This is a genomic window from Streptomyces sp. NBC_01237, assembly GCF_035917275.1.
Classification (GTDB): domain Bacteria; phylum Actinomycetota; class Actinomycetes; order Streptomycetales; family Streptomycetaceae; genus Streptomyces.
The window spans coordinates 649,324-671,640 of record NZ_CP108508.1; the positions used below are offsets into that span (position 1 = coordinate 649,324).

Sequence of the window (22,317 nt, forward strand, 5' to 3'; positions counted from 1 at the left end):
CCGTCATGACCACCGTCACTCCCCCGCAGGGCACCTCGGCCGTACCACCCGCCGCGGCCTCGGCAGGTGCGCTGATCGTCCGGAGCATCCGCTCCCACGTGCGTCAGTACGGCATGCTCGTCGCCCTGGTCCTCATCGTCGCGCTGTTCCAGATATGGACCGACGGCACCCTGCTGCTGCCGAACAACGTGTCCAATCTGATCCAGCAGAACGGCTACATCCTCATCCTGGCCATCGGCATGATGATCGTCATCATCGCGGGCCACATCGATCTGTCCGTCGGCTCGCTCGTCGCCTTCGTCGGCGCCATGTCGGCCGTGATGATGGTGAAGCACGACATGCCGTGGGTGCTCGCCCTGGTGCTGGCGCTGCTGATCGGCGCGGTCGCCGGTGCGTGGCAGGGCTTCTTCATCGCGTACGTCGGTATCCCGTCCTTCATCGTGACACTGGCCGGCATGCTGCTCTTCCGCGGTCTGACCCAGATCGTGCTGGAGGGCCAGTCCCTCGCCCCGTTCCCCGAGGGCTTCCAGAACATCGCCAAGGGCTTCATTCCCGAGATGGGCCCCTACACCCAGTACCACAACCCGACCCTGCTGATCGGCCTCGCCGTCCTCACCCTCCTGCTCGTGCAGGAGTGGCGCGACCGGCGCCGGCAGCTCGCCTTCGCACTGGAGGTGCTGCCGGCCGGACTGTGGGCGCTCAAGTGCGTGGCGATCGTCGCGGCCGTTGTCGCCTTCACGCTGACGCTGGCGAGCTTCCACGGGGTGCCGGTGGTGATGCTGATCATGTGCGCCCTGCTGATCGGCCTCGGCCATGTGATGCGCAACGCGGTGATCGGCCGCCATGTCTACGCGCTGGGCGGCAACAAGGCGGCGGCCGTGCTCTCGGGCGTCAAGGACAAGCGCGTCACGTTCCTGGTCTTCGTCAACATGGGGGTGCTGGCCGCGCTCGCGGGCTGTGTGTACGCGGCACGTCTCAACTCGGGTACCCCGCAGGCGGGCCTCAACTTCGAACTGGAGGCCATCGCCGCGGCGTTCATCGGTGGCGCGTCCATGAGCGGCGGCGTCGGCACGGTGATGGGTGCGGTGATCGGCGGCCTGGTGCTCGGCGTGCTCAACAACGGCATGTCGCTGGTCGGCATCGGCACCGACTACCAGCAGGTCATCAAGGGGCTGGTGCTGCTGGCGGCGGTCGGGTTCGACGTGTGGAACAAGCGCAGGGCCGGCAGGTGACCGCCTCTCCCGCCCGGCCGCGGTGTCGCCGGTCCGGCTCCGGAGCGCAGAGACCGTACGCGTGCGGGAGCCAGGGCCGTTGCCGGCTCCGGAAGTCACCCACGAGGAGGTTTCAAGCTGTCGAGGAGGGCGCGCAGCACGGCGAGGCGGTGGGCGCGGAGGCGGTCGGCCGCCTTGGAGCCGCCCGATGGGCGCAGCGCCCGGCGGGTCGCGTGGATGGCCAGTACGCCGAGGATCAGCCGGACCAGCGCGCCGCTGATGAGGACGGCCGCGACCACCCACGCCGCCTGGCTCAACTCCATGGAGAGCATCTTCGATCACACCTTCGTCGGTCGGGAGTCCCGGTCTAGCGCGATCGCCCGGCGATGCGCCGCCCCGCAGGCGCGCGGTACCGGTCCGCCCCGGGGGATCTCCGCGCGGCTGCGCCCCTTTCCGCCGGGCGCGTGCCGGGGCAGTATGCGGCCATGGCACACGTGAATGAGCCGCGCGCCCCGTGGGGCAAGGGGCCGAAGCGCGATCTTCCCTTTCCCTACGACCGGGACCTGTCCGGGGTGCTGCGCCATCTCAACCGACGCACCCGCGCCTTCCGGTCCCGGCTGGCGAACGACCCGGTCACGGCCGCGTATCTGGCGGCCGGGATGCGGCTGCTCGGGCGGCATCTCGGCCCCGGCTCCCCGGGCCGCGCCCACGGCGAGCGGCCCTTCCTCAGCTTCCTCTCCCAGCGCGCGATCGCCGCCGAGGTCGCCAACAACCCCCGGCCGTTCCCCCGGCAGGGCACCGTCGCGATGCTGCGGGACCGCTGGAGCGCCCAGTCGGAGTTCGTCGCCGATCTGATCAGCTTCGCGGTGTGGCGGGAGAACTACCGGCCGGAGTACCGGGAACAGCGCGCCGCGAACACCGAGAAGCTGGTGAGCGGGCCGGACTTCGTCCGCGCGGTGCACGAGACGGCGTACCGGCACACCGCCGAGGGCGCCGCCATGCCCTCCGTCCGGCTCGGGCTGGCCCTCATGACCGCCGCCGAGGGGGACGAGGAGATCATGCGGGCCGTCTCCGCCATGTACGAGGACTATCTCGGTTCCTGGAAGGAGCTGTACAGCGCGGTGATGCGGGAGCGCGGGCTGCGGCTGCGTCCGGGTCTCACACTCGACGACCTCGCCGACGCGCTGTCCGCGACCACCGACGGAATGACCCTGCGCGCCATCGGTGACCCCGGCTCCGGGGTCGTCGACCACGAGAGGCGCCGCTCCCTCATGGGCACGGTCGCCCTCGCTGTGATCCATGGGTTCCTCGAACCGGACGAGGATGCGAGCGGTCTCACGCTGGAGCAGGCCGTATCGGCGAGATTCGACACCTGACCGGCGCGCCGCGAAGGGCCTTGGCCTCCCCTACGCCGGTGTCGGCGACGCCGCCCGTGGAACCGCCCGGGGGAACGTCGACGACCAAGTAGTGGGGCCGCGCGAGCCCCAGGAACACCAAGCCGCCACTGGCGGACCAAGGAGCCACGATCTTGTGGTGCCCGGCCCGCGAACAGGAGTGAGACATGCGTTGTGTCAGCTGTGGACAAGAGACCGAGTATGAACACGAGCCCCCCGTGGGGGGCTCACCGGAGATTGGGCTGGTACACGCCGGCAGCGGTGCGAGGGCCTGTTTCCCGGAGCGTGGTCCGGGAAGCCCGATGGTCAAAGCTCCGGTGCCACCGCACCTCCGCCGCCTGCTGGAGCAAGGACCTCCGCCGTCGCCGCACGGGCCGGACACGAGCGGGGCGAGCTGACGGAGGATCAGCAACGCGCGGTCCCAGACCCGTTCACCGCCGACGGCGTCGCCGAGCTCGCGCAGTGCCCCCTCCTCGGGGTGTACCGGGATGATCCGCGACGGTGCACTGTGCATGCTGGATCCTGAGCTGCCGACTGCCCGTAGCCTTCCTCCATGCAGGCAACTTTGATGATCTACGACGGCAAGGCCGCGCCCGATGCGGACGTACCACGTACCGGGGGCGTGCCGCTGGCCCCCGAGGGGTTCACCTGGCCGGTGTGCGACGACTACTGCGGAGGCCCGATGCAGTTCTTCGCACATCTGCCGGTCGAGTACGGCGTCCTGTCGGTCTTCGTGTGCCAGAACGATCCGGGCGCCTGCGAGCTGTGGGACGCGACCTCCGGGGCGAATCGGGTCCTTCTCTTCCCGCCCGCGGGGCTGGTACCGGTGGCCGTACCCGAGAAGGGTGTGACGCTGCTGCCCGCGGTGTCGGCGATCACGACCCGGGTCGTGACGGTCGAACCCGAGGAGGATGACGGCGACGACGATCTCCCGCCCGACGCATACGACCTCGCCCGTTCAGGGTGGAAGCGGGAGCCCGGCGAGCAGTTCGGGAAGCAACGCGAGGTGCTCGGATCGCTCGGCGGCAGCCCCTCCTACCTGGACGAGGACCGGTTGCCCGGGTGCCCCTCCTGCTCCGGCACGGCGGAATTCGCGGCACACTTGGAGGAGGGGATCGACCGGCAGACAGCGATGAACCTCGGCGGCCGGCTGGGTTACGTCTTCGTCTGCCGCTCCTGCTCCGAGGGCGCCTTCCTCACGGGCTGAGCGGCAAGGGCGGCTGCGTCACCCTTGTGTGCCGCTGCCCTTGTTGTCGAACTTCTCGAGCGGCGTGCGGGCACCGTGGCGGAACGCGTCGAGGCCCGTATCGAAGTCGACCGCCGACCCCGCGAACAGCGCCGATTCGTCGGGGGCAACGTAGATCTTGCCTCCGCCGCGTACGGCGTGCACGAGGCAGACGCCGAGCCTGTCGGGCAGCTCGATGACGTTCAGCACCGGGTCGGTCCTGAGCCGAGCGAAGTGCGCTCTGCCCACCACGACGAGCCGGTCGAGTCCCTCGGATGCCGCGTCGCTGCCGCCTGCGGCAGGTGGCAACGGTGCCGTGCGGTCCTCGACCGCCTCGACCGCGTAGCCGGAACGCTCGGCGGCATCGAGGAACGCATGGAGATCGGATGCCTCGCGCAGGAGCGCTCCGAGCTCGCCCTCGCATTCGGCCACGTGGAACGTCGCGGTGGCGAACGGATGCGTGACCGGTGCAGCCCCTGGCAGCGGCGGCGGGGTTGAGGTGCTTACGAGCACCCCCGGTTCGCCCCTGAGTCCCATCGCGAGCCGCTTGCCGTGGAAGAGGCGGTATGTGCGCACCGACCCGGTCGCATCACTCACGACATCTGCTCCGTTCCTGTGATTGCCCGTAGGGCTCAGCGTATGCGCCGCCGGGCAGGAGAACGGCCCGCTGCCCGGTTGATCGTGCACGAACAGCCCCTGACCACCCCACCCACCAGGGCCCGACCGGAATCGAAGAACGTGGAAAGGCTGGGCAGACCAGCAGATACCGCCTGCCCGCACCCAGCCGCCCGCACGGAACCGACTCAACAACCGGACAGCGGATCACCCTCGAACCGCCTCGGTGGATCAAGGTTTAGGCTCGGCCCATGTGCATCTCCGTGGACCAGGCCGAATTCTCCGGATCCACTCTGTACGCCGGGCGGCTGCGTCACCCCCTCCACGGGCTGGTCCATGTGCTCGGCTACCAGAACACCGCGGTGAATCTGGCCGACGGCCCCAACGCCATGCTCCTCCATCTTCCCGCGTACCGGATGGGCCGGGAGAACTTCCTTCCGGCGGGGCGCAGTTCGGACGTTCTCGGCCGGATGGTCGACGCCGTCCGGCCGGTCGCCGCGGGCATGCCGTCCGACATCGCGTGGATGAGCTGGGGCGCCGGTGATGAGGTCGAGGTCTTCGACCACGACATCTACACGGTGCTGCTGGCGTCCGACGCCACCGCGCTGCCCGCCGCACTCGCACGGGTCCCGTCCCACAGGCGCCCCGCACTGAACCCCCTTCTGCTGCGCTTCTACGCGAACCACTACGCGGGGCACGCCATCGTCGTGTGCTGCTTCGACAACGCCGAGGCGGCCCGGGCGAAACCGCTGATCATGTGGTACTCACCGCACGACCCGGACCGGCTGTCCCTTCCCTCGCTGGACTGCCATACGGGGGAGCCGCCCGAGTTCACCACCGAGGTCGCGGTGGACCACTGGGTGCTCTTCGGCACCGACGAAGCTCCCGAGGAATGGGGCGAGTCGGTCGACCACGACCCCCGCATGCGCCACCGGCTGCGCCAGTTCCTGCCCGACTCGGTGATGGGGGCCCGCTTCGACGGTTCGCTGCCCAACGGCGATTTCTCCCTCACCCACGGTGATCTACTCGCCGGGAGACTGGACCGTATCCAGCGCCTCCGGCCGTCCTGGTGAGGGCGTTCCGCGCCTGCGGCCGGTGCTCGTCGTCCTGCCAGTCGCTGACCGGGTAGTCGACATAGCCGCCGGCCCCGCCGATGTAGTACGTGGCCGGGTCGCCGGTCGCCGGCTCGCGGCCCAGCGCGAATCGGGCGACGAGGTCGGGGTTGGCGATGAAGTGGGCCGCGAAGGACACCGCGTCGGCGATTCCCGCCTCGATGACGGCGTTCCCGGAGTCGCGGTCGAAGCCGAGGTTCGCGATCAGCGGGCCGGTGAATCGTCGCCGGAACCGCGCGAAGGCGTCGAAGTCGGGGGCGGCGCCCGGGGCGGCGAGTTCCCGCCCCCGGAGGTGCAGATACGCGACGGGACGGTCGTTCAGCTCCGTCACGAGTTCGTCGTAGTCGGCCAGCGTACGGTCATCGGCGGTGAACCGGCCGCCCGTCCAGTACGGCGACAGGCGGACGCCGACACGCTCTCCGTGCCATGGCTCGGCGACCGCGTCGATGATGTCGAGCAGCAGCCGCCGTCGGCCGGCGCGCCCCGCGCCGTACGCGTCGGAGCGGCGGTTGAGGCGCGGATTGAGGAACTGCGGGATGAGATGGGCGCCGAGGGCATGGATCTCGACGCCGTCGAATCCGGCGCGCCGGGCGTTTGCGGCGGCCTCGCGATAGTCCGCGATCGTGCCCCTGATGTCCGCGACGGTCATCGCCCGGGGGGTGACGGTGTCCTTGAACCCGCTCGGCGTGTACGACTTCTCGTGCGGATCGATCGCCGAGGGCCCGGCTGGCAGGGCTCCGCCCAGATGGTCGGGGTGCGAGGCGGCGCCGGTGTGCCACAGCTGCACCACGATGCGGCCTCCGAGGGCGTGGACGACGTCGGTGACCCGTCGCCATCCGGCGATCTGTTCCTGGCTGTATATGCCGGGTACGCCCGGGAAGCCGATGGCCCGCTCGCCGACCCAGGCTCCCTCGGTGATGATCAGCCCGGCGGCTGCCCGCTGACCGTAGTAGGCGGCGTGCATCTCGGTGGGCACCAGTCCGTCGTTGGCCGCGCGAGCCCGCGTGGCCGGGGCCATCACCACCCGGTTGGGCAGCGGCAGGCCCGCGAGATCCGCCCGGCGCAGCAGGGGCTGTCCGAGCGCGGTGACAGGGGTTGTGCTCATGGTGCGGCTCTCCTCGTCGTACGGTCGGCAGGTGCCGGATGCCCTGCCGCTTCGGCGCGATCGTGCGCCTCTTAGGGTCGACGGAGCGCGACGGCGAAAGGTGACCGATGGACGAGCAGGACCGGCTGGCGGAGCGATTCGAGGCGCATCGCGGGCGGCTGCGGGCGGTCGCCTACCGGCTGCTCGGGTCGCCGGCCGAGGCCGAGGACGCCGTCCAGGAAGCCTGGCTGCGGTTGAGCCGGGTCGACCCCGGCGGCATCGCGAATCTGGCCGCGTGGCTGACGACCGTCGTGTCCCGCATCTGCCTCGACCTGCTGCGCTCCCGCACCTCACGGCGCGAGGAACCGGCCGGGGAGGACCTTCCCGGCCGGTTCGTCGACGGCGACGAGGAAGGTGACCCCGAGCAGGAGGCGCTGCTGGTGGACTCGGTCGGCCGCGCCCTGCTCGTGGTCCTGGACACGCTGGGGCCCGCCGAGCGGATCGCCTTCGTGCTCCATGACACGTTCGCCGTACCGTTCGACGAGATCGCTCCCATCGTGGAACGCACACCGGTCGCCACGAAGAAGCTCGCCAGCCGCGCCCGGCACAAGGTCCATGGCACGCCCGTCGTCACCGGTTCCGAGCCGGCCGCGCACCGCGATGTCGTCGACGCCTTCCTCGCCGCCGCACGCGGCGGCGACCTGGGCGCCCTGCTCGCGGTGCTGGCCCCCGATGTCGTACGCAGGGCCGATCCCGCCGCCCTGCCGTCGGGCGCGGCGACCGTGGTGCGCGGCGCGCGGGCCGTGGCGGAGGAGACCGTGCTGCTCGCCCGGAACTCGCGGTTCGCGGCGCCGGCGCTGGTGGACGGCGCGGTGGGGATCGTCGTGGCCCCGCGCGGGCGGCTGCTGCTCGCCCTCACCCTCACGATCGAGGGCGGCAGGATCGCGGCGTACGAGGTGATCGCCGATCCCGTCCGTCTTCAACGGCTCGAACTGGCCGTTCTCGACACGCGCCCCTGACGGGCGGCACCCCTGGGACGGGGGTCAGGCCGTGGCGGCCCGACCGCCGTCCCGCGCGCCCAGCCCGTCCAGGACCAGATCGGCCAGTGCCCGCGGCAGATCTTCGTCCAGGGGCTCGCGGGTCAGCAGCGCCCGGCTGTGCAGGGGGGCGATCAGGGCTTCGAGGGCCAGGCGCGGGTTCGTCCCGGCCCGGAGTTCGCCCCGGGCGATGCCCCGTTCGATCATCACCCCGGCCGACCGGATCCTCGATCGCCAGAACTCCTCGCGGGCCGCTGCCAGTTCGGGGTCCTGCACGGTGATCACGGCGGCGCGGGCGAGTGCTCCGCCGAGAGGGCTGTTGAGGTACTCCACCACCAGGGTGGCGAACGCGTACAGGTCCTCGCGCACGGAACCGGTGTCCGGCACGGGGACGCGGCGGTCGCTGACGGCGAGCAGCGCGTCGGTGATCAGATTCTCGCGGGTGCGCCAGCGCCGGTAGACGGAGGTTTCGTTCACCTCGGCCCGTGCGGCGACGTCCGCGAAGCTGAATCCGGTCACACCGTGCTCGACCAGCGCCTCGACAGCCGCGTCGAGCACGGCCTGGCGAACCCGTGCGCCCCGGCCGCCGGGCCGGCGCCGGACTTCTTCCTCGGTCATGTGCATCACTCCTCACCACCATACTAATGCCAGATTTCTTGCTTTTATCGAGGAAGTGGGTCATGGTTCTTAAAGCAAGAATTCCCGCTTTTAGCGTCGCCCGGAGCGATGTGCAAGGAGTTGGACATGTCATACGTATGGCCTCTGGACCCCCGTGAACTGTTCGTCGAGCGATACCCGCAGATGCTGGGCTTCGGACTGCCCGCCGAGGATGTCGACGCCACCCGCGCCGCGATCGACGACATGTGGCCGGACGCGCCCGGCGGCTGGGTGCACGAGTGGTCACGGCTCGCCGAGAGCTACGCCGCCACCGGCCGCCACGACCTGGCGGCGGCGGCCTACGGCTGGGCGAAGTTCCCCACCCTGGCCGACGGGCCCAAGCGCTCCGCGCTCGCCCGGCAGACCGAGCAGTACACACTTTCCGCAGCCGGCTTCCCGGTGGACTTCGAACGGCGCGTCCTCACCGTTCCCCACCGGGGCGGCACGGCTCAGGTCGCGATCCATGTCCTGGCGGCACCGGGTCTGCCCGCCGACGCGCCCGTCACACTCGCCAGCGGCGGCGTGGACTCCTGGAAGATGGATCTCCACTCGCTGTGGGTCCAGCTCGCCCTGCTGTCACAGACCCGGGTCGTCACCTTCGACCTCGCGGGAACCGGTGAGACCAGCCATCTCCCCATGACTCCCGACGGCGGCACCGAGATCGTCGAAGGCATCGTCGCCGAAGCCCGCAGGATCGGCAACGGCAAGGTGGCGCACTTCGGTCTCTCCATGGGCGGCTACTACTCGGCCCGCACCGGCCTCACCGCCGCGGTGGACGCCTCCGTGGTCCTCGGCGGCCCCGTGGAAGCGGCGTTCGCGCCCGGCCGCGGCTTCGCCTTCGGCATGGAGGGGATCGTCGGCAACGCGCTCGGCTTCGACCGGCCCCCGAGCTCCGACGAACTGAGCGACGCCTTCTCCAGCTTCGACCTGCGCCCGTACCTCGACCAGGACGCCCACGCGCCCATGCTCGTCATCAACGGTGCCGACGACGTCCACATCCCCCAGCACGACACCCTCGTCTTCGGCGACCGCCGGGACACCCGGGTCGAGCTCGTCCCCGGCACCGGTCACTGTGCCATCTCCAAGCTGCCCGAGGTTCTGCCCGTCATCGTCGACTGGCTCAAGCAGACCCTGAACGGCTGACCCCACTTCGGTCGTCCGACCGTCCCGGCCGACGCACCCGGGCGGCATCACCCCCGTACGCAAGGAGAGTTGATGCCGCCCGGGTGCGTCGGCCGATCCACTCACGTACGCCGAGAGCTCGTCGGTGCGGGGCTGTTCACCGACCGCCGGAGGACCGTCCGACCATGTCCTGCGCGTCGACGGCCGCGAGCACCGCGTCGACCAGCGCCTCGACGGACCGCCCGTCTCCCGCGTCGATACGATCGAGTCCCAGCCGGCCGACGGCGTCCAGCATGAGCGTCTGATAACGCTCGGTACGGGCCAGGAACCTGTCCATGAGGTGCCGTTCCCCGGCCGTCGCCGCCTCGTAGCGGCCCGCATCACGCACCCGGGCACGCACGATGCCCGCGTCCGAGGTCAGCCACACGGCGGCGGTGCGCGAAGCCGCCGTCCTCACGACCCGGGAGGGCCAGAGAGCCGACCCCTCCAGGACCAGGCCCGGCCGGTCACCCCTGCCCGCCGCATGAGCCGTGATCAGCTCCTCGATGCGGGGCCACAGCCGTTCGTAGTGGTCGAGAACGGACGTGAGCAGCTCATCGGCCGTCAACGACCGGTAGTGCTCGGCCACATGCTCCGGTACCTCGTGATCCGGCGTCCGCCAGGGCCGCCCCGGATGACGCGCCAGCCCGTCAGTCGACCGGTACACGAATCCGAGCCGCTGCGCCACCGCCCGGCCGACGGTCGACTTGCCCACATTCGAGGTTCCCCCGATCAACACCACACGCACGCCTCGCATGCCGACGACCCTAGTCCGCCACCGCCGCCGCACGGTTGGCGCCCGTCGGCCGCACCGCCGGATCTCCTGCTGCGGCAGACCCCGGCCCGCCTCCAGGGACATACTCGGTACGCCCACTCGTCAGCTGATCGGCTCGGAGGCACCGCCATGACCACGCCACGCAGAACGCCGCAGGACGCCCTCAAGGCAGCGGGCGCGAGCACGGAGGCGGCGACCCGGCTGCTGGAGCGGGTCGCCGCCCGCCTCGGCGGCAGGGCCGCGGTGTCGGCCGTCTTCGGGGAGCCGGTCGTCCGCGAGGACGTGACCGTCATCCCCGTCGCCTCCGCACGATTCGGATTCGGGGGCGGCGCCACGCAGGAGGACGGTGACGGGAGGTCGAACGAGGGCGGCGGCGGGGGCGGCGGCGCGACGGCCCGGCCCCTGGGGTTCATCGAGATCAGCAAGGGCACCGCGGTCTACCGCCCGATCCGACCCCCCTGGGCCGACACGGTCATCCCCGTGGCTCTGCTCCTGGCGGCGGTCGCCGCTCCCCGGGCCGCCCGCGCGCTCGCCGAGCTCGGGCGCCGGGGGGTCTAGAAATCCTTTGCCGATGAATCCGTGACATGACAGCGTGCGCCGCATGTTGCCCCAGCGTCAGATACGCGCCCAGTACGACGCTCGCACGATCGTCGTCTATCAGGCGTACTCGCCCGCGGTCGCAGATCCCGCTCTGCGCGCCAACCGCTTCGTGCCACCGTTCTCGTTCACTCGCATGACGTGGATCAAACCGTCGTTCCTGTGGCTCATGCACCGCAGCAACTGGGCACGGAAATCGGGGCAGGAACGCGTTCTCGCCGTACGGATCACCCGGGAAGGATGGGAAGAAGCCCTGTCACAGGCCGTCCTGACAACGGCCGATCCCGCGCACGTCGCCCGAGCACCGGTTCATGTCCAGTGGGATCCGGAGCGTTCACTGCGCGGAGCGGCCCTCAACCACTACAGCATCCAGGTGGGGGTGGGCAGGGGGCTGATCCGGACGTTCGCCGACGAGTGGATCGTCGACCTCACCGACATCACCGCACAGGCCCGCAAGGTCGCCGGGCTCATACAGAGCGGGAACGCATCGAAGGCTCAGCGGCTGCTCCCCGCGGAGCGCGTCTACCCCGCTCCCGGGGCCTGCGCCGAGCGCCTTCGCATCGACACCTCGGCATGACGCCCCCACGCCCGTACGCGTGACCGTCCCCGCGCCCGGAAATCCGGGGGCTTCGGCGGCCGTCCCCTGCCATGATGCCCCGATGCGTGATCGTGAGCGGGCAACTCCTTCAAGGACAGCGGACGAGCGGGTCTCGTTGACCGGATTCCTCCAGTACCAGCGGGAGACTCTCGCGATGAAGTGCGCGGGTCTGACCCCCGACCAGTTGCGCAGGAGAGCGGTCCACTCGTCCGGACTGTCCCTGCTCGGGCTGGTGCGGCATGCGGCCGAGGTCGAGCGGAGCTGGTTCCAGGTCGTCTGGAACACGGAGGACGTCCCCGCGTACTGGCCGAGGAAGCCCGACGGCACGTTCGCCGATTTCGATGTGGACGCGGCCGATCCCGACGAGGCGTTCACGCTCTGGCGGACGGCCTGCGCGCGGTCCCGGGCGATCGTCGAATCCGTCAACTCCCTCGACACCAGCGTGCGGTGGCGCGACGAGGTGTTCAGCCTCCGCTATGTCCTCACCCACATGATCGAGGAGTACGCCCGCCACAACGGGCACGCCGATCTGCTGCGTGAAGCCATCGACGGAGTCACCGGAGAGTAGGCGCGGCGCACCCGCGAGGCGACGTCCGGCGAGGCGTCCCGTTCCTGCACCCATCTGCTCACGCGGCGTCAGATCACGCCAATTCCTGCCCCTTCAGGATTCATTGTCGGCCTTTTTTGACTGTTATCCGTCATGGACGTGGACCCTGGATGTGGCCGAGGCAGGATGGCGTGCGTGATGGGCAACCTTCCCGTCGTGAGGACCAGTTTCATCGGCCGCAGCGGCGAACTGGCCAGCATTGAACGGGCACTCGAAGAACACCGGCTGGTCACGCTCACGGGCAGCGGCGGGGTCGGGAAGAGCCGGCTGGCACTGTGCGCGGCCGACCGTGCCGAAGACCGATTCCCCGACGGTGTGTGGTGGGCCGATCTGTCCCATCTCCACGACGACCAGCTGCTCACCACGACCGTCTGCGACGGCGTCGGACTGCTGGATCACAGCTCGCGCCTCCCCGAGGACGCGCTGCGCGAGTGGCTGGCCGACCGGCGGCTGCTGCTCGTCCTCGACTGCTGCGAGCGGGTGCTCGCTTCCTGCGGGAACCTCGTGGACGAACTCCTCGCCGCCGCGCCGGGGCTGACCGTCCTCACCACCAGCAGGCAGCCGCTCGGCATCGCGGGCGAGCACTGCCTCGACGTGCCGCCGCTGCCCGCGGGCGACGACGGGGACGAAGCGGTGCGTCTGTTCCGTGACCGTGCCGCGACCGCGGCACCCCGTCTGGCGCTCGACGACCCGGCCACCGCCACGGCCGTCGAGGAGATCTGCCGCCGCCTCGAAGGGGTCCCGCTGGCCATCGAGCTGGCCTGCGCGCGGCTCCGCGAGAGCAGCACGCAGGAGATCACCGGCCGGCTCGTCTCCCGGCTCGACGCTCTCACCGACGAGGCCCGGTGGCCCCGCCACCACCGGGCACTGCGCACCGCGATCGGCTGGAGCCACGAGCTGTGCGAGCCCCTCGAACGCCTCCTGTGGGCCCGGCTCTCCGTCTTCCGCGGCGTCATCGGGACGGCCGACGCCGAGGCCGTGTGCTCCGGGGGTCCGCTCACCTGCGACGCGATCGCCCCGGCGCTGGAGAGACTGGCCGCCCGCTCCGTGCTCCAGCGGGTCGGTGAGGGGTACCGGATGCTCGACACGCTGCGCGAGTACGGCGCCATGTGGCTCGCGGAACTGGCGGAGGACACCTCCCTCGCGGACCGGCACGCCCGGCATTTCGCGAGCGTCGCGGCGCAGGCCCACGCGGGCTGGCTCGGCCCGTCCCAGGTCGCCTGGTACCGCAGGATCGCCGACACCCACGCGGATCTGTGCGCGGCTCTCGACCACCTGCTGGCCGAGGACCCCGAGAAGGCCGTCGAGATGGCCGGCTGCACGGGCCTGTTCTGGAGTTGCTGCGGCTATCTGCACCAGGCCCGCGTCTATATCGAGCGGGCCCTGGCCCTGCCGCTCTCCCCCGGCCCGCACCGCACCCGCGCGCTCTGGGCCCTCGGGATCACGCTCACCCTCCAGGGCGACCACAAGGCGGCCCGGCGGGTCGGTGAGGAGTGCAACCGCGCCGCGCGGCGCGACCAGGACGCCGAATCCATACTCTCCGCCGCCCACTCCATCAGCTTCACCTATCTGATGATGGGCCGTCCGCAGACCGCCCACTCGGTGAGCGACCACGCCCTGCGCCATCTGCCGGACAGTTCGCGCGACGCCCCCTCGCACATGCGTTGCAGGGTGATAAGGCTCTTCGCGCTCTCCGCGCTCGGCCGTCTGGACGAGGCGTACGAGGAAGCCACCCGGCTCCAGCAGATCAGCCTGAGCCACGGCGAACACTGGGCCCGCGCCTACGCCGACCACCAACTCGCCCTGATACACCTGTTGCAGGGCCGACCGCGCCATGCCGAGACCCACGCGCGTGCCATGCTCGCGAGCAAGCACACGCTGCACGACAGCCTCGGCATCGCCCTCGGTCTCGACCTGCTCGCCGGGGCGATCGCCGCCCAGGGCGACGGAGTCGAGGCGGCCCGTACGTCCGGCACGGGACACACGTTCTGGCGGATGATCGGCCACCCCCATCGCGGCACCCCCGAGCTCGGCGCGATCCGCGAGCGGTGGGAGCGCCACGCGCGGGAATCCGCGGGCGACACCGCCTACGATCGGGCCTACCACCGCGCCTCGGCCGACGACGCCGAACGGGGCCTGGCGCATGCCCTGGAACGGCAGTCCTCTCCCTGAGGGGCGTCCCGCGCCCCCTTGCGCCGCGCGCCTCCGGCGCACCGGACACTATCGTCACCGCATGATCGTCATAAGTCGGCTGCGCCTCGACCATGCCCCGGCCCTGCTCGCCTTCGAGCAGGAGAACCGTGCCTATTTCGCCGCTTCGGTCCCGGACCGCGGAGACGACTACTTCGCCCACTTCGACGTACGGCACCACGGCCTGCTCGCAGAACAGCGGGCCGGGCTGCACCACTTCCACCTCGTGGAGGACGGTGAGGGCACGGTACTGGGCCGGGTCAATCTGATCGATGTCGCGGAGGGCTCCGCGGAGCTCGGCTACCGGATCGCCGAGCGGGCCGCGGGTCACGGGCTGGCGACATCGGCCGTCCGCCGGGTCTGCGCTCTGGCCGCCGCCGACTACGGACTCACCAGGCTGCGGGCCGCCACGACCGTGGACAACGCGGCTTCGCACGCCGTACTGACGCGTACGGGATTCGAGCCCACGGGCGAGGCCGTGTTCGACGGCCGCCCGGGGCGTCTCTACACGCTCGAGCTGAGCGCAGCACCGCTCCACTGATCCGGGGACGCCCGGCCGGTCTCCACGCTTCCCGTACGCCGGTGGTGTGCCCTCACGGCAGACCGCCGGCGTACGGTCACGTCACCGACAGGTCAGTCCTCGTCGGTCTTCTCGCTGATGATGGTGTCGTTCTTCGCGTCCACGTCGAACGTGGTCTTCTTCCACCCGGAGTCGACCACGTCGACCGACCAGACGACGCCCTTGCCGTTGTTGTCGTCCAGGTTGACCGAGGTGACCGTTCCCTTCTTCTTGTCCGTGGCCACCTTGGCCGCCTGCTCGGGCGTCTGCGTGGCCTCGGTGATCCACTGGGCCATCTGCTTCTTCTCGGCGGCGTCCTGATCGGTGTCCGCCGTGGCCTCGATCACCTCTCCCGAGACCGCGTCGATGCGGACGGTGTGCGCGGTGCCGTCCTTCTCGACGACCTCCGCGACCCATTCCGGCTTCACGGCGCCGGCGCTCGGGCTCGCGCTGCCGCTGGCACTGGCACTGGCACTGGCACTGGCGCTCGTGGTTCCGCTGGGGCTGGCGCTCGCGCTCCCGCTGGGGCTCGCGCTCGCGTCACTGTCCCTGTCGTCCAGGTCGAGTTCGACCAGCTTGCTCCCGGCCACCTCGCCGACCGCTGTCGTGGCCGCCTTGTCGAAGGTCACCTTGGTGGCCTCGATCAGCCTCTTGCGCTCCTTCTGGTCCTTGGTCAGCTGTGCCGTGGCCGAAGGGCTGCCGGACGCGCTCTTCGACGCGGTGGTCGTCTGCTGCGGGACGACCTTCGCGGCCTCGGAAGTGGCCGTGGCCGTCGTCTCGTCTCCGCTCGCCCCGCATCCGGTCACCAGCACGGCGGCGGCGACCACGCAGAGGGCACCTGCGACACGGAGGTTTCGGGCACGGGGGGAAACACGGGTCATTCGTCGGGGCTCAAGTCTCATACGCGCATGCCTAGCCCTCCCGGCGATCAGTCATGTTGCCCGACCGGCCGGAGTCACCCGATCGACCGGCCTCTTCGCCCGTTGGCCGTCGTCCCCGCCGCCCTCGGGCGTCCCAGGCGGTGGCACCCCGTGCCACGGTGGCGCTCCTTGAGCGGGTCTCGCGGAGGTGGGAAACAATGGACGCAACGCGGGCGCCGGTTCCTGTCGCCGCCCGGTCGGGAGGCCGTCATGGAATACCCGGAGAGCTACGAACTGATCTTCCAGGCGTCCGGCGCCGAGGACGATGTCGTCACCGTGCGGCTGACCGCCCGGTCCGGGGCCGGCGGATACCCGGTCTACGAGGACGAGTCGGGCATCGTCCGCGCGGAGATCAGTGACCGCGGCGAGGTACGCATGCTGGCGAGCGGTGGGCACCAGGTCCTCGGAGTACCGCTCCTGGCCCGGCCCGTGAGCCAGGGAAGCCCGCACACGCACTGAGCGCGGCCCGCCGAACCCTGTGGCGAGCAGGCGGCGGGGCGTCCACCTGGATGCCCCGCCGCTGTGTGCTGTCCGCACGGCGCCGTCCGCACATGCCCGCTCTTCGCCCGATTGTGTTTACATTCCCGCACCCCGGACGTAATCTGATCGCGAAACCACAGACTCGGGCATGAAACGGATACGAAACCACATGTACGCACCGGAGCGGCAGCAAGAGATCCTCCGTCTCGCCCAGGAGGGCGGCCGGGTCGATGTGCTCTCCCTCGCCGAGGAGTTCCAGGTGACCGCCGAGACCGTTCGGCGTGATCTGAAGGCCCTGGACCGCGCCGGACTGCTGCGCAGGGTGCACGGCGGCGCGATTCCCGTGGGTCGGCTCGGATTCGAGCCCGACCTCGCCGAGCGCGACGCCGTCGCGGCCGACGAGAAGGACCGCATCGCGGAGGCCGCGCTCGGCGAACTTCCCGCCGGGGGCAACGTGATCATCGACGCCGGGACCACGACAGCCCGGCTCGCCGCGGCCATCCCGATCGACTCGGCCCTGACCGTGGTGACGCACGCCCTGCCGGTGGCCGCCCGCCTCGCCGACCACCCCGGCCTCGCCCTGCACCTCGTGGGCGGCCGGGTCCGGCACCGTACACGAGCCGCCGTCGATGCCTGGGCCCTGAGCGCGTACGCCGAGATCAACGCCGATGTCGTCTTCCTGGCCACCAACGGGTTCTCGCCCGACGCCGGGCTGACCACCCCGGACCTCGCCGAGGCCGCGGTGAAGCGGGCGGTGATCCGGGCCGCCCGGCGCGTCGTCCTGCTCGCCGACTCGGGCAAATTCGGGCAGGAACACTTCGCCCGCTTCGGCGCGCTCGACGACGTCGACCTGCTCATCACCGACACGGGCCTCAGCCCCGAGGACGCCCGCTCCATCGAGAGCCGGGGCACGGAGGTAGTACGCGCATGATCCTCACCGTCACCCCCAATCCGAGCCTGGACCGTACGTACGAGCTCCCTGGCCTCGTCCGGGGCGCCGTCCTGCGGGCCGCCGCGGACCGTGTCGACCCCGGCGGCAAGGGCGTCAACGTCTCCCGCGCGGTCGCGGCGGCCGGCCACCGTACGGTGGCCGTCGCCCCCCTCGGCGGACCGGAGGGCGCCCTGCTCGCCCGTCTGCTCGGCGAGCACGGGATCGAGGCCGCCGGGGTGGAGATCGCCGGGAGCACCCGGGTCAACATCACGCTCGTCGAGCCCGACGGCACCCTCACCAAGGTCAACGCGACCGGCCCCGGGATCACGGCGGCCGAAGCGGAGAGCCTGCTGGAGGCCGTGCGGGCGCGCTCGGCGGCCGCGGACTGGATCGCGTGCTGCGGCAGCCTCCCGCGCGGGCTGCCGCCCCGGTGGTACGCCGAGCTGGTGGCGCGCAGCCATCGCGCCGGTGCGCGCATCGCGCTCGACACCTCCGGTCGGGCGCTGACCGCGGCCCTGCGGGAACACCCCGATGTGATCAAGCCCAACGCCCAGGAGCTCGCCGAAGCGGTCGGCCGCCCCCTGGCGACCGTCGGGGACGCCGTCGAGGCCGCCGCGGAGCTGCGCGAGCGCGGCGCCGGGTCCGTGCTGGCCAGCCTGGGGGCCGACGGACAACTGCTGGTGGAGGCGTCGGGTACGTACTTCGGCAGCGCCTTCGTGGAATCGGTCCGCAGCAATGTGGGCGCGGGCGACGCGTCCCTCGCGGGCTTCCTGGCCGCAGGCGGTGCGGGACCGGCCGCGCTGGCGGCCGCCGTCGCGCACGGCGCGGCGGCGGTGCAGCTTCCCGGAAGCGTCATGCCCACCCCGGCCGACATCGATCTGCCGGCGGTCGTCACGACCTCCGACGTTCCCCTGGACCGCGCGTTGACGGAGCCCGCCCCATGAGCGGCGCCACCCGCCGTCATCACGCGCATGAGCCCGCCGCCCCACGTCCCCCGGCCGCCCGCAGGGCGGTCCACGAGCAAGGAGCACCGCGATGAGTGAACTGATCACCGCGGCACTGGTCGACCTCGATCTGTCCGCCGGAACGAAGGACGCCGCCGCGAGGTCGCTCGCCGAGCGGATGGTCGCCGAGCATCGCGTCACCGACCTCGAAGGCTTCCTCGCCGACGTGGCCGCCCGGGAGGCACAGATGCCGACCGGTCTGGACGGCGGCATCGGTATCCCGCACTGCCGCAGCGAGCACGTGAGCGAGCCGAGCCTGGCGTTCGGGCGGAGCGCACGGGGCATCGACTTCGGCGCGGCCGACGGTCCGGCGGATCTGGTCTTCCTGATCGCGGCACCGGCCGGAGCCGACGACGACCACCTCACCATCCTGTCGGGCCTGGCCCGCAGGCTGATGGACCCGGAGTTCACCGCCGCGCTCCGCGCCCAGGACGATCCCGGTGCGGTGGCGGGTCTGATCCGGGGCGAGGAGCCCGCGCCCGGGGAGGCCGAGGCGACCGGGGGCGCACCGGTGGCCGGCTCCGCCGCTCCGTCCGCCCCGGTTCCCGCCGGGGCCGTGCCCGGCCCCCCGGCCGGTGATGCCGAGCGCGCACCGTTGCGGATCGTGGCCGTCACCTCCTGTCCCACCGGCATCGCGCACACGTACATGGCCGCCGAGGCACTGGCGGCGGCGGCCCGGACCGAGGGTGTCGAACTCACCGTCGAGACACAGGGCTCGGCCGGTTTCCAGAAGCTGGACCCCGCGGTCATCGCCGCGGCCGACGCGGTCATCTGGGCCCATGACGTGGAGGTGCGCGAGAAGGCGCGGTTCGGCGGCAAGCCGGTCGTCGACGTCGGGGTGAAGGCGGGCATCAACCGTCCCGTCGAACTGATAGCCGAGGCCCGCCGCAAGGCGGAGCGCGGTGAGATCAGCACCGCCTCGGACGCCCCGGGCAGTGCGTCGCCCGGTGCGGACCGGCCGGACGCCGACCACGCCGGCTTCGGGGTGCGGCTGCGGACGTACCTGATGTCGGGCGTCAGTTACATGGTTCCGTTCGTCGCGGCGGGCGGACTCCTCATCGCCCTCTCGTTCGCCATCGGCGGCTACGGGACGGCGAGCGCCGAGTCGGTCGCCGACCACTTCGTCTGGGGCGAGGCGGACAGCTGGGCGGCCCTGCTCAACCAGATCGGCGGCGCGGCCTTCGGCTTCCTGGTCCCGGTCCTCGCGGGGTACATCGCGTACGGCATGGCGGACCGCCCCGCGCTCGTGCCCGGCTTCGTCGGCGGAGCCATCGCGCTCACCGTCGACGCGGGCTTCCTGGGCGGCCTCGTCGCCGGACTGCTGGCCGGTGCGGTGGTGATGGCGATCCAGCGGCTCAAGGTCCCTCCGACCCTGCGCGGGATCATGCCGGTGCTGGTGATCCCGTTGATCGCCTCGGCGGTCGTGGGATTCCTGATGTTCATCGTGGTCGGCAAGCCGATCGCCTCGCTGCAGAAGGCCCTCACGGACTGGCTGAACGGCCTGTCAGGCTCCAACGCGATCGTCCTCGGCATCGTCCTCGGCCTGATGATGTGCTTCGACATGGGCGGCCCGCTGAACAAGGTCGCGTACGCCTTCGCGGTCGGCGGCCTCGCCGACCCGACGCCGGGCAGCCTCAAGGTGATGGCCGCGGTCATGGCGGCCGGCATGGTGCCGCCCCTGGCGATGGCCCTCGCCACCACCGTACGGAGCGGGCTGTTCACCAGGACGGAGCGGGAGAACGGCAGGGCGGCCTGGGTACTGGGCGCCTCGTTCATCACCGAGGGCGCGATCCCGTTCGCGGCGGCCGACCCGTTGCGGGTGATCCCGTCGGTGATGGCGGGCGGCGCGGTGACCGGCGCCCTGTCGATGGCCTTCGGCTGCACGCTGCGGGCTCCGCACGGCGGCATCTTCGTCGTACCGCTGATCGGCAACCCGTTCCCCTACCTGCTGGCCATCGCGGCCGGCACGGTCGTGGCGACCGCTCTGGTCGTGCTGCTCAAGGGCATGCGCCGGTCGACGGCGGCCGCCCCGTCGGCGGCCGAGGGGTCCGAGGTCACCGTCACCGCCTGATCGCCACACCCTCTTTGCCGGTGGACCTCACCTTTCCGGTGTACCTCAAACAGGAGTGAGCCCATGCATCTGTGCACCGTGACCGTCGGTTCCCGCAGCGGCCTCCACGCCCGCCCGGCCTGGCTGTTCGTCCGGGCCGCCACCCGTCAGCCGGTCAAGGTGACCATCGCCCGGGACGGTCGCGATCCGGTCGATGCCCGCAGCTGAACCGGCGGCCCCCGGGGACGGGCGAAGCCCCCCTGGAGACGGCACCGACTGCCACCGGTGCCGTCTCCAGGCCGCTTTGATGAACGAGTGTGCCGAATGGGGTACGGCGCAGCCCGCCACCTCGCTAGATTTGGCCGCGTGACCGAGAGCTGGAGCCCCGCTGACGAGGCCGTCGTCCGCCTCCCTTCCGGGCGGACGGTACGTGGCCGTGGCCTGCGCCGTCCCCTTCCCGACGGGCCGGTGCCGCACTTCGGCGTCTATCTCCTGGGCAAGCGGCCGCCGCCCACACCGTGGGAGTCCGACTGGCTTCGCTGGCCGGACTTCCGGCTCCCCGCCGACCGGCGGGCGGCGCGTGATCTTCTTGCGGAAGTGTGGCGCCGGGCCGACCGCGAACGGGTCGAGGTCGCGTGCGGAGGCGGCATCGGCCGGACGGGAACGGCCCTGGCGTGCCTGGCCGTTCTGGATGGTGTCCCGGCGGATCAGGCGGTCGCGTTCATCCGCCGCCACTACCATCCGCGTGCGGTGGAGACACCATGGCAGCGTCGCTATGTGCGGCACTTCGGAGCGGTCAAGTAGCGCCCGCGGCCCTGTGGTTGGATCTTCCCCTGACCGATGCCACCGGGCGGGAGAAAGCACATGGGTTGTCGCGGGGTCCTCTTCGCGCTGGAGGCCGCGGACGCGGAACGGCTGCTGGCAGCCGGAAGCGATACCGGGGTGATGGAGATCGTCGAAACGATCGAGGAGGGCTGGGACGTGTCGGCGCTGATGGAGCTCGACAAGTCCTGGGACGTCCTGCACCGCTGTCTGACCGATGGAAGCCTGTCCTACGCCGGAGGTGAGTACCCGCTCTCCCATGCCGTCCTCGGGGGCAGGCTCCTCCACGAGGGCGACGACTACATCGTTTCGTACGTCGATGCGGCGGAGGTCCGGGACATCGCCCGTGCCCTGGCGCCGCTCGACGAGGAATGGCTCAGGGAGCGCTTCGCCGCCCTCACCTTCTCCGAGTACCGGGGGAGCGGCGGTGAGGACGACATCGGCTACGCGCTCGCCTATCTGCCCGACCTGCGGGACTTCTACGGTGAGGCAGCGCGGGCGGGCCGGGCGGCGATCTTCACTGTCGACCAGTAGCCGGGGCGCGCCCGCGCCCGCTTCCGCCAGATCCGGACGCGGGCGTGAGCGCTCCCCCGTCGTGTCCGGTCCTGGCGGGTCAGCCGCGGCGTACGGCCCGGAGCACGGCGTCACGGATGACGACCTGACGGCCCTCGGGGTCCGACGCCATGCGTTCGGGGGCCGCCGTGACGATCGATGCCCACGCGTCGGGGTCGAGTACGGCGGCCATCTCCTCGCCCGTCACGAACGTGTCCACGGCCATCGGCCGGCCCATGGATGTGTCCAGGTCCGCCGGGTGGTGGCTCACGACGAGCAGGGTCCCGCCGGGATTCACCGCGGCGGCCAGCCTGCGGTACAGGGCTTCGAGCGAGGGCCGCGGAAGGTGCATGAACTGCGCCGACACCAGGTCGAACCGCCGGGGGGCCGGGTCCCAGGTGAGGAAGTCGGCATGCTGCCAGGTGATCCGGCCCGCGATGTCCTCGCCCGCTTCGGCCGCGTTCCGTGCGGCGTGCTCCAGCGCGACGGTGGACAGGTCGGCACCGGTGACCTGCCAGCCGCGCGAGGCGAGCCAGATCGCGTCGGCGCCTTCGCCGCTGCCCACGTCCAGCACCGTGCCCGGGGTGAGACCCGCGGCGTACTCGACGAGGAGAGGGTTGGGGTTGCCGCTCCAGACGGTGCGGGAACGGTAGCGGGCGTCCCAGAACTCCTGGGTGAAGTGGTCATCCGTGTTCTCGGTGTGGTCGGCCGAGTGATGGTGGCTCATGCCGTCACT

25 protein-coding genes are annotated in these 22,317 nt (G+C 71.3%); 18 read left to right on the forward strand and 7 right to left on the reverse strand.

Annotated elements, in window-relative coordinates; all coding sequences use genetic code 11:
• Positions 1-5: 5 nt before the first annotated feature.
• Positions 6-1,232: a multiple monosaccharide ABC transporter permease gene (gene mmsB, locus OG251_RS02990; protein ID WP_326675463.1), complete on the forward strand. Its 1,227-nt coding sequence runs from the start codon at positions 6-8 to the stop codon at positions 1,230-1,232.
• A 95-nt stretch (positions 1,233-1,327) separates the two neighbouring features.
• Here mmsB and OG251_RS02995 read toward each other — a convergent pair whose 3' ends face one another.
• Positions 1,328-1,534, reverse strand: a complete 207-nt coding sequence (locus OG251_RS02995) for a hypothetical protein (protein WP_326675464.1) — start codon at positions 1,532-1,534, stop codon at positions 1,328-1,330.
• Positions 1,535-1,696: 162 nt separating this feature from the next.
• On the opposite strand from OG251_RS02995, the gene OG251_RS03000 reads away from it, so the two are divergent.
• Both OG251_RS03000 and OG251_RS03005 read left to right on the forward strand, forming a co-directional pair.
• Entirely contained in the window at positions 1,697-2,587 is an 891-nt protein-coding gene (locus OG251_RS03000; RefSeq protein ID WP_326675465.1) for a hypothetical protein, read from the forward strand.
• Between the two features lie 571 nt (positions 2,588-3,158).
• Positions 3,159-3,812, forward strand: a complete 654-nt coding sequence (locus OG251_RS03005) for a hypothetical protein (RefSeq protein ID WP_326675466.1) — start codon at positions 3,159-3,161, stop codon at positions 3,810-3,812.
• Between the two features lie 18 nt (positions 3,813-3,830).
• Here OG251_RS03005 and OG251_RS03010 read toward each other — a convergent pair whose 3' ends face one another.
• On the reverse strand, positions 3,831-4,427 hold the full coding sequence (locus tag OG251_RS03010) for a hypothetical protein (protein ID WP_326675467.1): 597 nt from the start codon (positions 4,425-4,427) through the stop codon (positions 3,831-3,833).
• Positions 4,428-4,696: 269 nt separating this feature from the next.
• On the opposite strand from OG251_RS03010, the gene OG251_RS03015 reads away from it, so the two are divergent.
• Positions 4,697-5,518, forward strand: coding sequence for a hypothetical protein (locus OG251_RS03015; protein WP_326675468.1), 822 nt, complete (start codon positions 4,697-4,699; stop codon positions 5,516-5,518).
• Here OG251_RS03015 and OG251_RS03020 read toward each other — a convergent pair.
• A complete protein-coding gene (locus OG251_RS03020) occupies positions 5,454-6,662 on the reverse strand; it encodes an alkene reductase (protein ID WP_326675469.1) in 1,209 nt (402 codons plus the stop codon). The two genes, OG251_RS03015 and OG251_RS03020, sit on opposite strands and share 65 nt — an antisense overlap.
• A 107-nt stretch (positions 6,663-6,769) precedes the next feature.
• Here OG251_RS03020 and OG251_RS03025 point away from each other — a divergent pair, with 107 nt between their 5' ends.
• Positions 6,770-7,660 (forward strand): sigma-70 family RNA polymerase sigma factor, encoded by an 891-nt coding sequence (locus OG251_RS03025; protein WP_326675471.1) that lies wholly within the window; start codon positions 6,770-6,772, stop codon positions 7,658-7,660.
• Between the two features lie 24 nt (positions 7,661-7,684).
• Here OG251_RS03025 and OG251_RS03030 read toward each other — a convergent pair whose 3' ends face one another.
• The gene (locus OG251_RS03030) at positions 7,685-8,296 is read right to left on the reverse strand and encodes a TetR/AcrR family transcriptional regulator (RefSeq protein WP_326675472.1); all 612 of its coding nucleotides are present in this window, start codon (positions 8,294-8,296) and stop codon (positions 7,685-7,687) included.
• A gap of 126 nt (positions 8,297-8,422) precedes the next feature.
• Between OG251_RS03030 and OG251_RS03035 the strand changes: the two genes are divergently transcribed.
• The gene (locus OG251_RS03035; RefSeq protein ID WP_326675474.1) at positions 8,423-9,478 is read left to right on the forward strand and encodes an alpha/beta hydrolase; all 1,056 of its coding nucleotides are present in this window, start codon (positions 8,423-8,425) and stop codon (positions 9,476-9,478) included.
• A gap of 136 nt (positions 9,479-9,614) precedes the next feature.
• Here OG251_RS03035 and OG251_RS03040 read toward each other — a convergent pair whose 3' ends face one another.
• Positions 9,615-10,253 (reverse strand): hypothetical protein, encoded by a 639-nt coding sequence (locus tag OG251_RS03040; protein WP_326675475.1) that lies wholly within the window; start codon positions 10,251-10,253, stop codon positions 9,615-9,617.
• A 147-nt stretch (positions 10,254-10,400) separates the two neighbouring features.
• Between OG251_RS03040 and OG251_RS03045 the strand changes: the two genes are divergently transcribed.
• The 5 genes from OG251_RS03045 to OG251_RS03065 all read left to right on the forward strand — a co-directional run bounded on the left by OG251_RS03045 (position 10,401) and on the right by OG251_RS03065 (position 14,804).
• Positions 10,401-10,829, forward strand: a complete 429-nt coding sequence (locus OG251_RS03045; protein ID WP_326675476.1) for a GerW family sporulation protein — start codon at positions 10,401-10,403, stop codon at positions 10,827-10,829.
• A 43-nt stretch (positions 10,830-10,872) separates the two neighbouring features.
• A complete protein-coding gene (locus OG251_RS03050; protein ID WP_326675477.1) occupies positions 10,873-11,445 on the forward strand; it encodes a DUF4291 domain-containing protein in 573 nt (190 codons plus the stop codon).
• An 82-nt stretch (positions 11,446-11,527) separates the two neighbouring features.
• The gene (locus OG251_RS03055) at positions 11,528-12,034 is read left to right on the forward strand and encodes a DinB family protein (protein WP_326675478.1); all 507 of its coding nucleotides are present in this window, start codon (positions 11,528-11,530) and stop codon (positions 12,032-12,034) included.
• Between the two features lie 177 nt (positions 12,035-12,211).
• Positions 12,212-14,245, forward strand: a complete 2,034-nt coding sequence (locus OG251_RS03060) for an ATP-binding protein (protein ID WP_326681126.1) — start codon at positions 12,212-12,214, stop codon at positions 14,243-14,245.
• 61 nt (positions 14,246-14,306) lie between these two features.
• Positions 14,307-14,804, forward strand: a complete 498-nt coding sequence (locus OG251_RS03065; RefSeq protein ID WP_326675479.1) for a GNAT family N-acetyltransferase — start codon at positions 14,307-14,309, stop codon at positions 14,802-14,804.
• A 92-nt stretch (positions 14,805-14,896) separates the two neighbouring features.
• Here the strand turns inward: OG251_RS03065 and OG251_RS03070 are convergent, their stop codons facing one another.
• Positions 14,897-15,703 carry a PepSY domain-containing protein gene (locus OG251_RS03070; protein WP_326675480.1) on the reverse strand — a complete coding sequence of 269 codons (807 nt, stop codon included), beginning with the start codon at positions 15,701-15,703 and terminating at the stop codon, positions 14,897-14,899.
• A gap of 249 nt (positions 15,704-15,952) precedes the next feature.
• On the opposite strand from OG251_RS03070, the gene OG251_RS03075 reads away from it, so the two are divergent.
• The 7 genes from OG251_RS03075 (at position 15,953) to OG251_RS03105 (ending at position 21,563) form a co-directional block, all read left to right on the forward strand.
• Positions 15,953-16,201: a DUF6296 family protein gene (locus OG251_RS03075; RefSeq protein WP_326675481.1), complete on the forward strand. Its 249-nt coding sequence runs from the start codon at positions 15,953-15,955 to the stop codon at positions 16,199-16,201.
• A 190-nt stretch (positions 16,202-16,391) separates the two neighbouring features.
• Positions 16,392-17,153: a DeoR/GlpR family DNA-binding transcription regulator gene (locus OG251_RS03080; protein ID WP_326681127.1), complete on the forward strand. Its 762-nt coding sequence runs from the start codon at positions 16,392-16,394 to the stop codon at positions 17,151-17,153.
• The gene (pfkB, locus tag OG251_RS03085; RefSeq protein WP_326675482.1) at positions 17,150-18,097 is read left to right on the forward strand and encodes a 1-phosphofructokinase; all 948 of its coding nucleotides are present in this window, start codon (positions 17,150-17,152) and stop codon (positions 18,095-18,097) included. The genes OG251_RS03080 and pfkB overlap by 4 nt, the downstream gene beginning before the upstream one ends.
• Before the next feature lie 91 nt (positions 18,098-18,188).
• Positions 18,189-20,228, forward strand: coding sequence for a PTS fructose transporter subunit IIABC (locus OG251_RS03090; protein ID WP_326675483.1), 2,040 nt, complete (start codon positions 18,189-18,191; stop codon positions 20,226-20,228).
• 63 nt (positions 20,229-20,291) lie between these two features.
• Positions 20,292-20,435, forward strand: a complete 144-nt coding sequence (locus tag OG251_RS03095) for an HPr family phosphocarrier protein (RefSeq protein WP_442818303.1) — start codon at positions 20,292-20,294, stop codon at positions 20,433-20,435.
• A 138-nt stretch (positions 20,436-20,573) separates the two neighbouring features.
• Positions 20,574-21,011 (forward strand): protein-tyrosine phosphatase family protein, encoded by a 438-nt coding sequence (locus OG251_RS03100; RefSeq protein WP_326675484.1) that lies wholly within the window; start codon positions 20,574-20,576, stop codon positions 21,009-21,011.
• Between the two features lie 60 nt (positions 21,012-21,071).
• Complete coding sequence (locus OG251_RS03105) at positions 21,072-21,563, forward strand: YfbM family protein (RefSeq protein WP_326675485.1); 492 nt, start codon at positions 21,072-21,074, stop codon at positions 21,561-21,563.
• A gap of 79 nt (positions 21,564-21,642) precedes the next feature.
• On the opposite strand, the gene OG251_RS03110 is transcribed toward OG251_RS03105, so the two are convergent.
• A complete protein-coding gene (locus OG251_RS03110) occupies positions 21,643-22,308 on the reverse strand; it encodes a class I SAM-dependent methyltransferase (RefSeq protein ID WP_326675486.1) in 666 nt (221 codons plus the stop codon).
• Between the last annotated feature and the right edge of the window lie 9 nt (positions 22,309-22,317).

Bases quoted from the DNA above. Each gene is read 5' to 3' on its own strand.
- mmsB (WP_326675463.1), top strand. From the start codon at position 6: ATGACCACCGTCACTCCCCCGCAGGGCACCTCGGCCGTACCACCCGCC.
- OG251_RS02995 (WP_326675464.1), bottom strand. From the start codon at position 1,534: ATGGAGTTGAGCCAGGCGGCGTGGGTGGTCGCGGCCGTCCTCATCAGC.
- OG251_RS03000 (WP_326675465.1), top strand. From the start codon at position 1,697: ATGGCACACGTGAATGAGCCGCGCGCCCCGTGGGGCAAGGGGCCGAAG.
- OG251_RS03005 (WP_326675466.1), top strand. From the start codon at position 3,159: ATGCAGGCAACTTTGATGATCTACGACGGCAAGGCCGCGCCCGATGCG.
- OG251_RS03015 (WP_326675468.1), top strand. From the start codon at position 4,697: ATGTGCATCTCCGTGGACCAGGCCGAATTCTCCGGATCCACTCTGTAC.
- OG251_RS03020 (WP_326675469.1), bottom strand. From the start codon at position 6,662: ATGAGCACAACCCCTGTCACCGCGCTCGGACAGCCCCTGCTGCGCCGG.
- OG251_RS03025 (WP_326675471.1), top strand. From the start codon at position 6,770: ATGGACGAGCAGGACCGGCTGGCGGAGCGATTCGAGGCGCATCGCGGG.
- OG251_RS03030 (WP_326675472.1), bottom strand. From the start codon at position 8,296: ATGACCGAGGAAGAAGTCCGGCGCCGGCCCGGCGGCCGGGGCGCACGG.
- OG251_RS03035 (WP_326675474.1), top strand. From the start codon at position 8,423: ATGTCATACGTATGGCCTCTGGACCCCCGTGAACTGTTCGTCGAGCGA.
- OG251_RS03040 (WP_326675475.1), bottom strand. From the start codon at position 10,253: ATGCGAGGCGTGCGTGTGGTGTTGATCGGGGGAACCTCGAATGTGGGC.
- OG251_RS03045 (WP_326675476.1), top strand. From the start codon at position 10,401: ATGACCACGCCACGCAGAACGCCGCAGGACGCCCTCAAGGCAGCGGGC.
- OG251_RS03050 (WP_326675477.1), top strand. From the start codon at position 10,873: ATGTTGCCCCAGCGTCAGATACGCGCCCAGTACGACGCTCGCACGATC.
- OG251_RS03055 (WP_326675478.1), top strand. From the start codon at position 11,528: ATGCGTGATCGTGAGCGGGCAACTCCTTCAAGGACAGCGGACGAGCGG.
- OG251_RS03060 (WP_326681126.1), top strand. From the start codon at position 12,212: ATGGGCAACCTTCCCGTCGTGAGGACCAGTTTCATCGGCCGCAGCGGC.
- OG251_RS03065 (WP_326675479.1), top strand. From the start codon at position 14,307: ATGATCGTCATAAGTCGGCTGCGCCTCGACCATGCCCCGGCCCTGCTC.
- OG251_RS03070 (WP_326675480.1), bottom strand. From the start codon at position 15,703: ATGACCCGTGTTTCCCCCCGTGCCCGAAACCTCCGTGTCGCAGGTGCC.
- OG251_RS03075 (WP_326675481.1), top strand. From the start codon at position 15,953: ATGGAATACCCGGAGAGCTACGAACTGATCTTCCAGGCGTCCGGCGCC.
- OG251_RS03080 (WP_326681127.1), top strand. From the start codon at position 16,392: ATGTACGCACCGGAGCGGCAGCAAGAGATCCTCCGTCTCGCCCAGGAG.
- pfkB (WP_326675482.1), top strand. From the start codon at position 17,150: ATGATCCTCACCGTCACCCCCAATCCGAGCCTGGACCGTACGTACGAG.
- OG251_RS03090 (WP_326675483.1), top strand. From the start codon at position 18,189: ATGAGTGAACTGATCACCGCGGCACTGGTCGACCTCGATCTGTCCGCC.
- OG251_RS03095 (WP_442818303.1), top strand. From the start codon at position 20,292: ATGCATCTGTGCACCGTGACCGTCGGTTCCCGCAGCGGCCTCCACGCC.
- OG251_RS03105 (WP_326675485.1), top strand. From the start codon at position 21,072: ATGGGTTGTCGCGGGGTCCTCTTCGCGCTGGAGGCCGCGGACGCGGAA.
- OG251_RS03110 (WP_326675486.1), bottom strand. From the start codon at position 22,308: ATGAGCCACCATCACTCGGCCGACCACACCGAGAACACGGATGACCAC.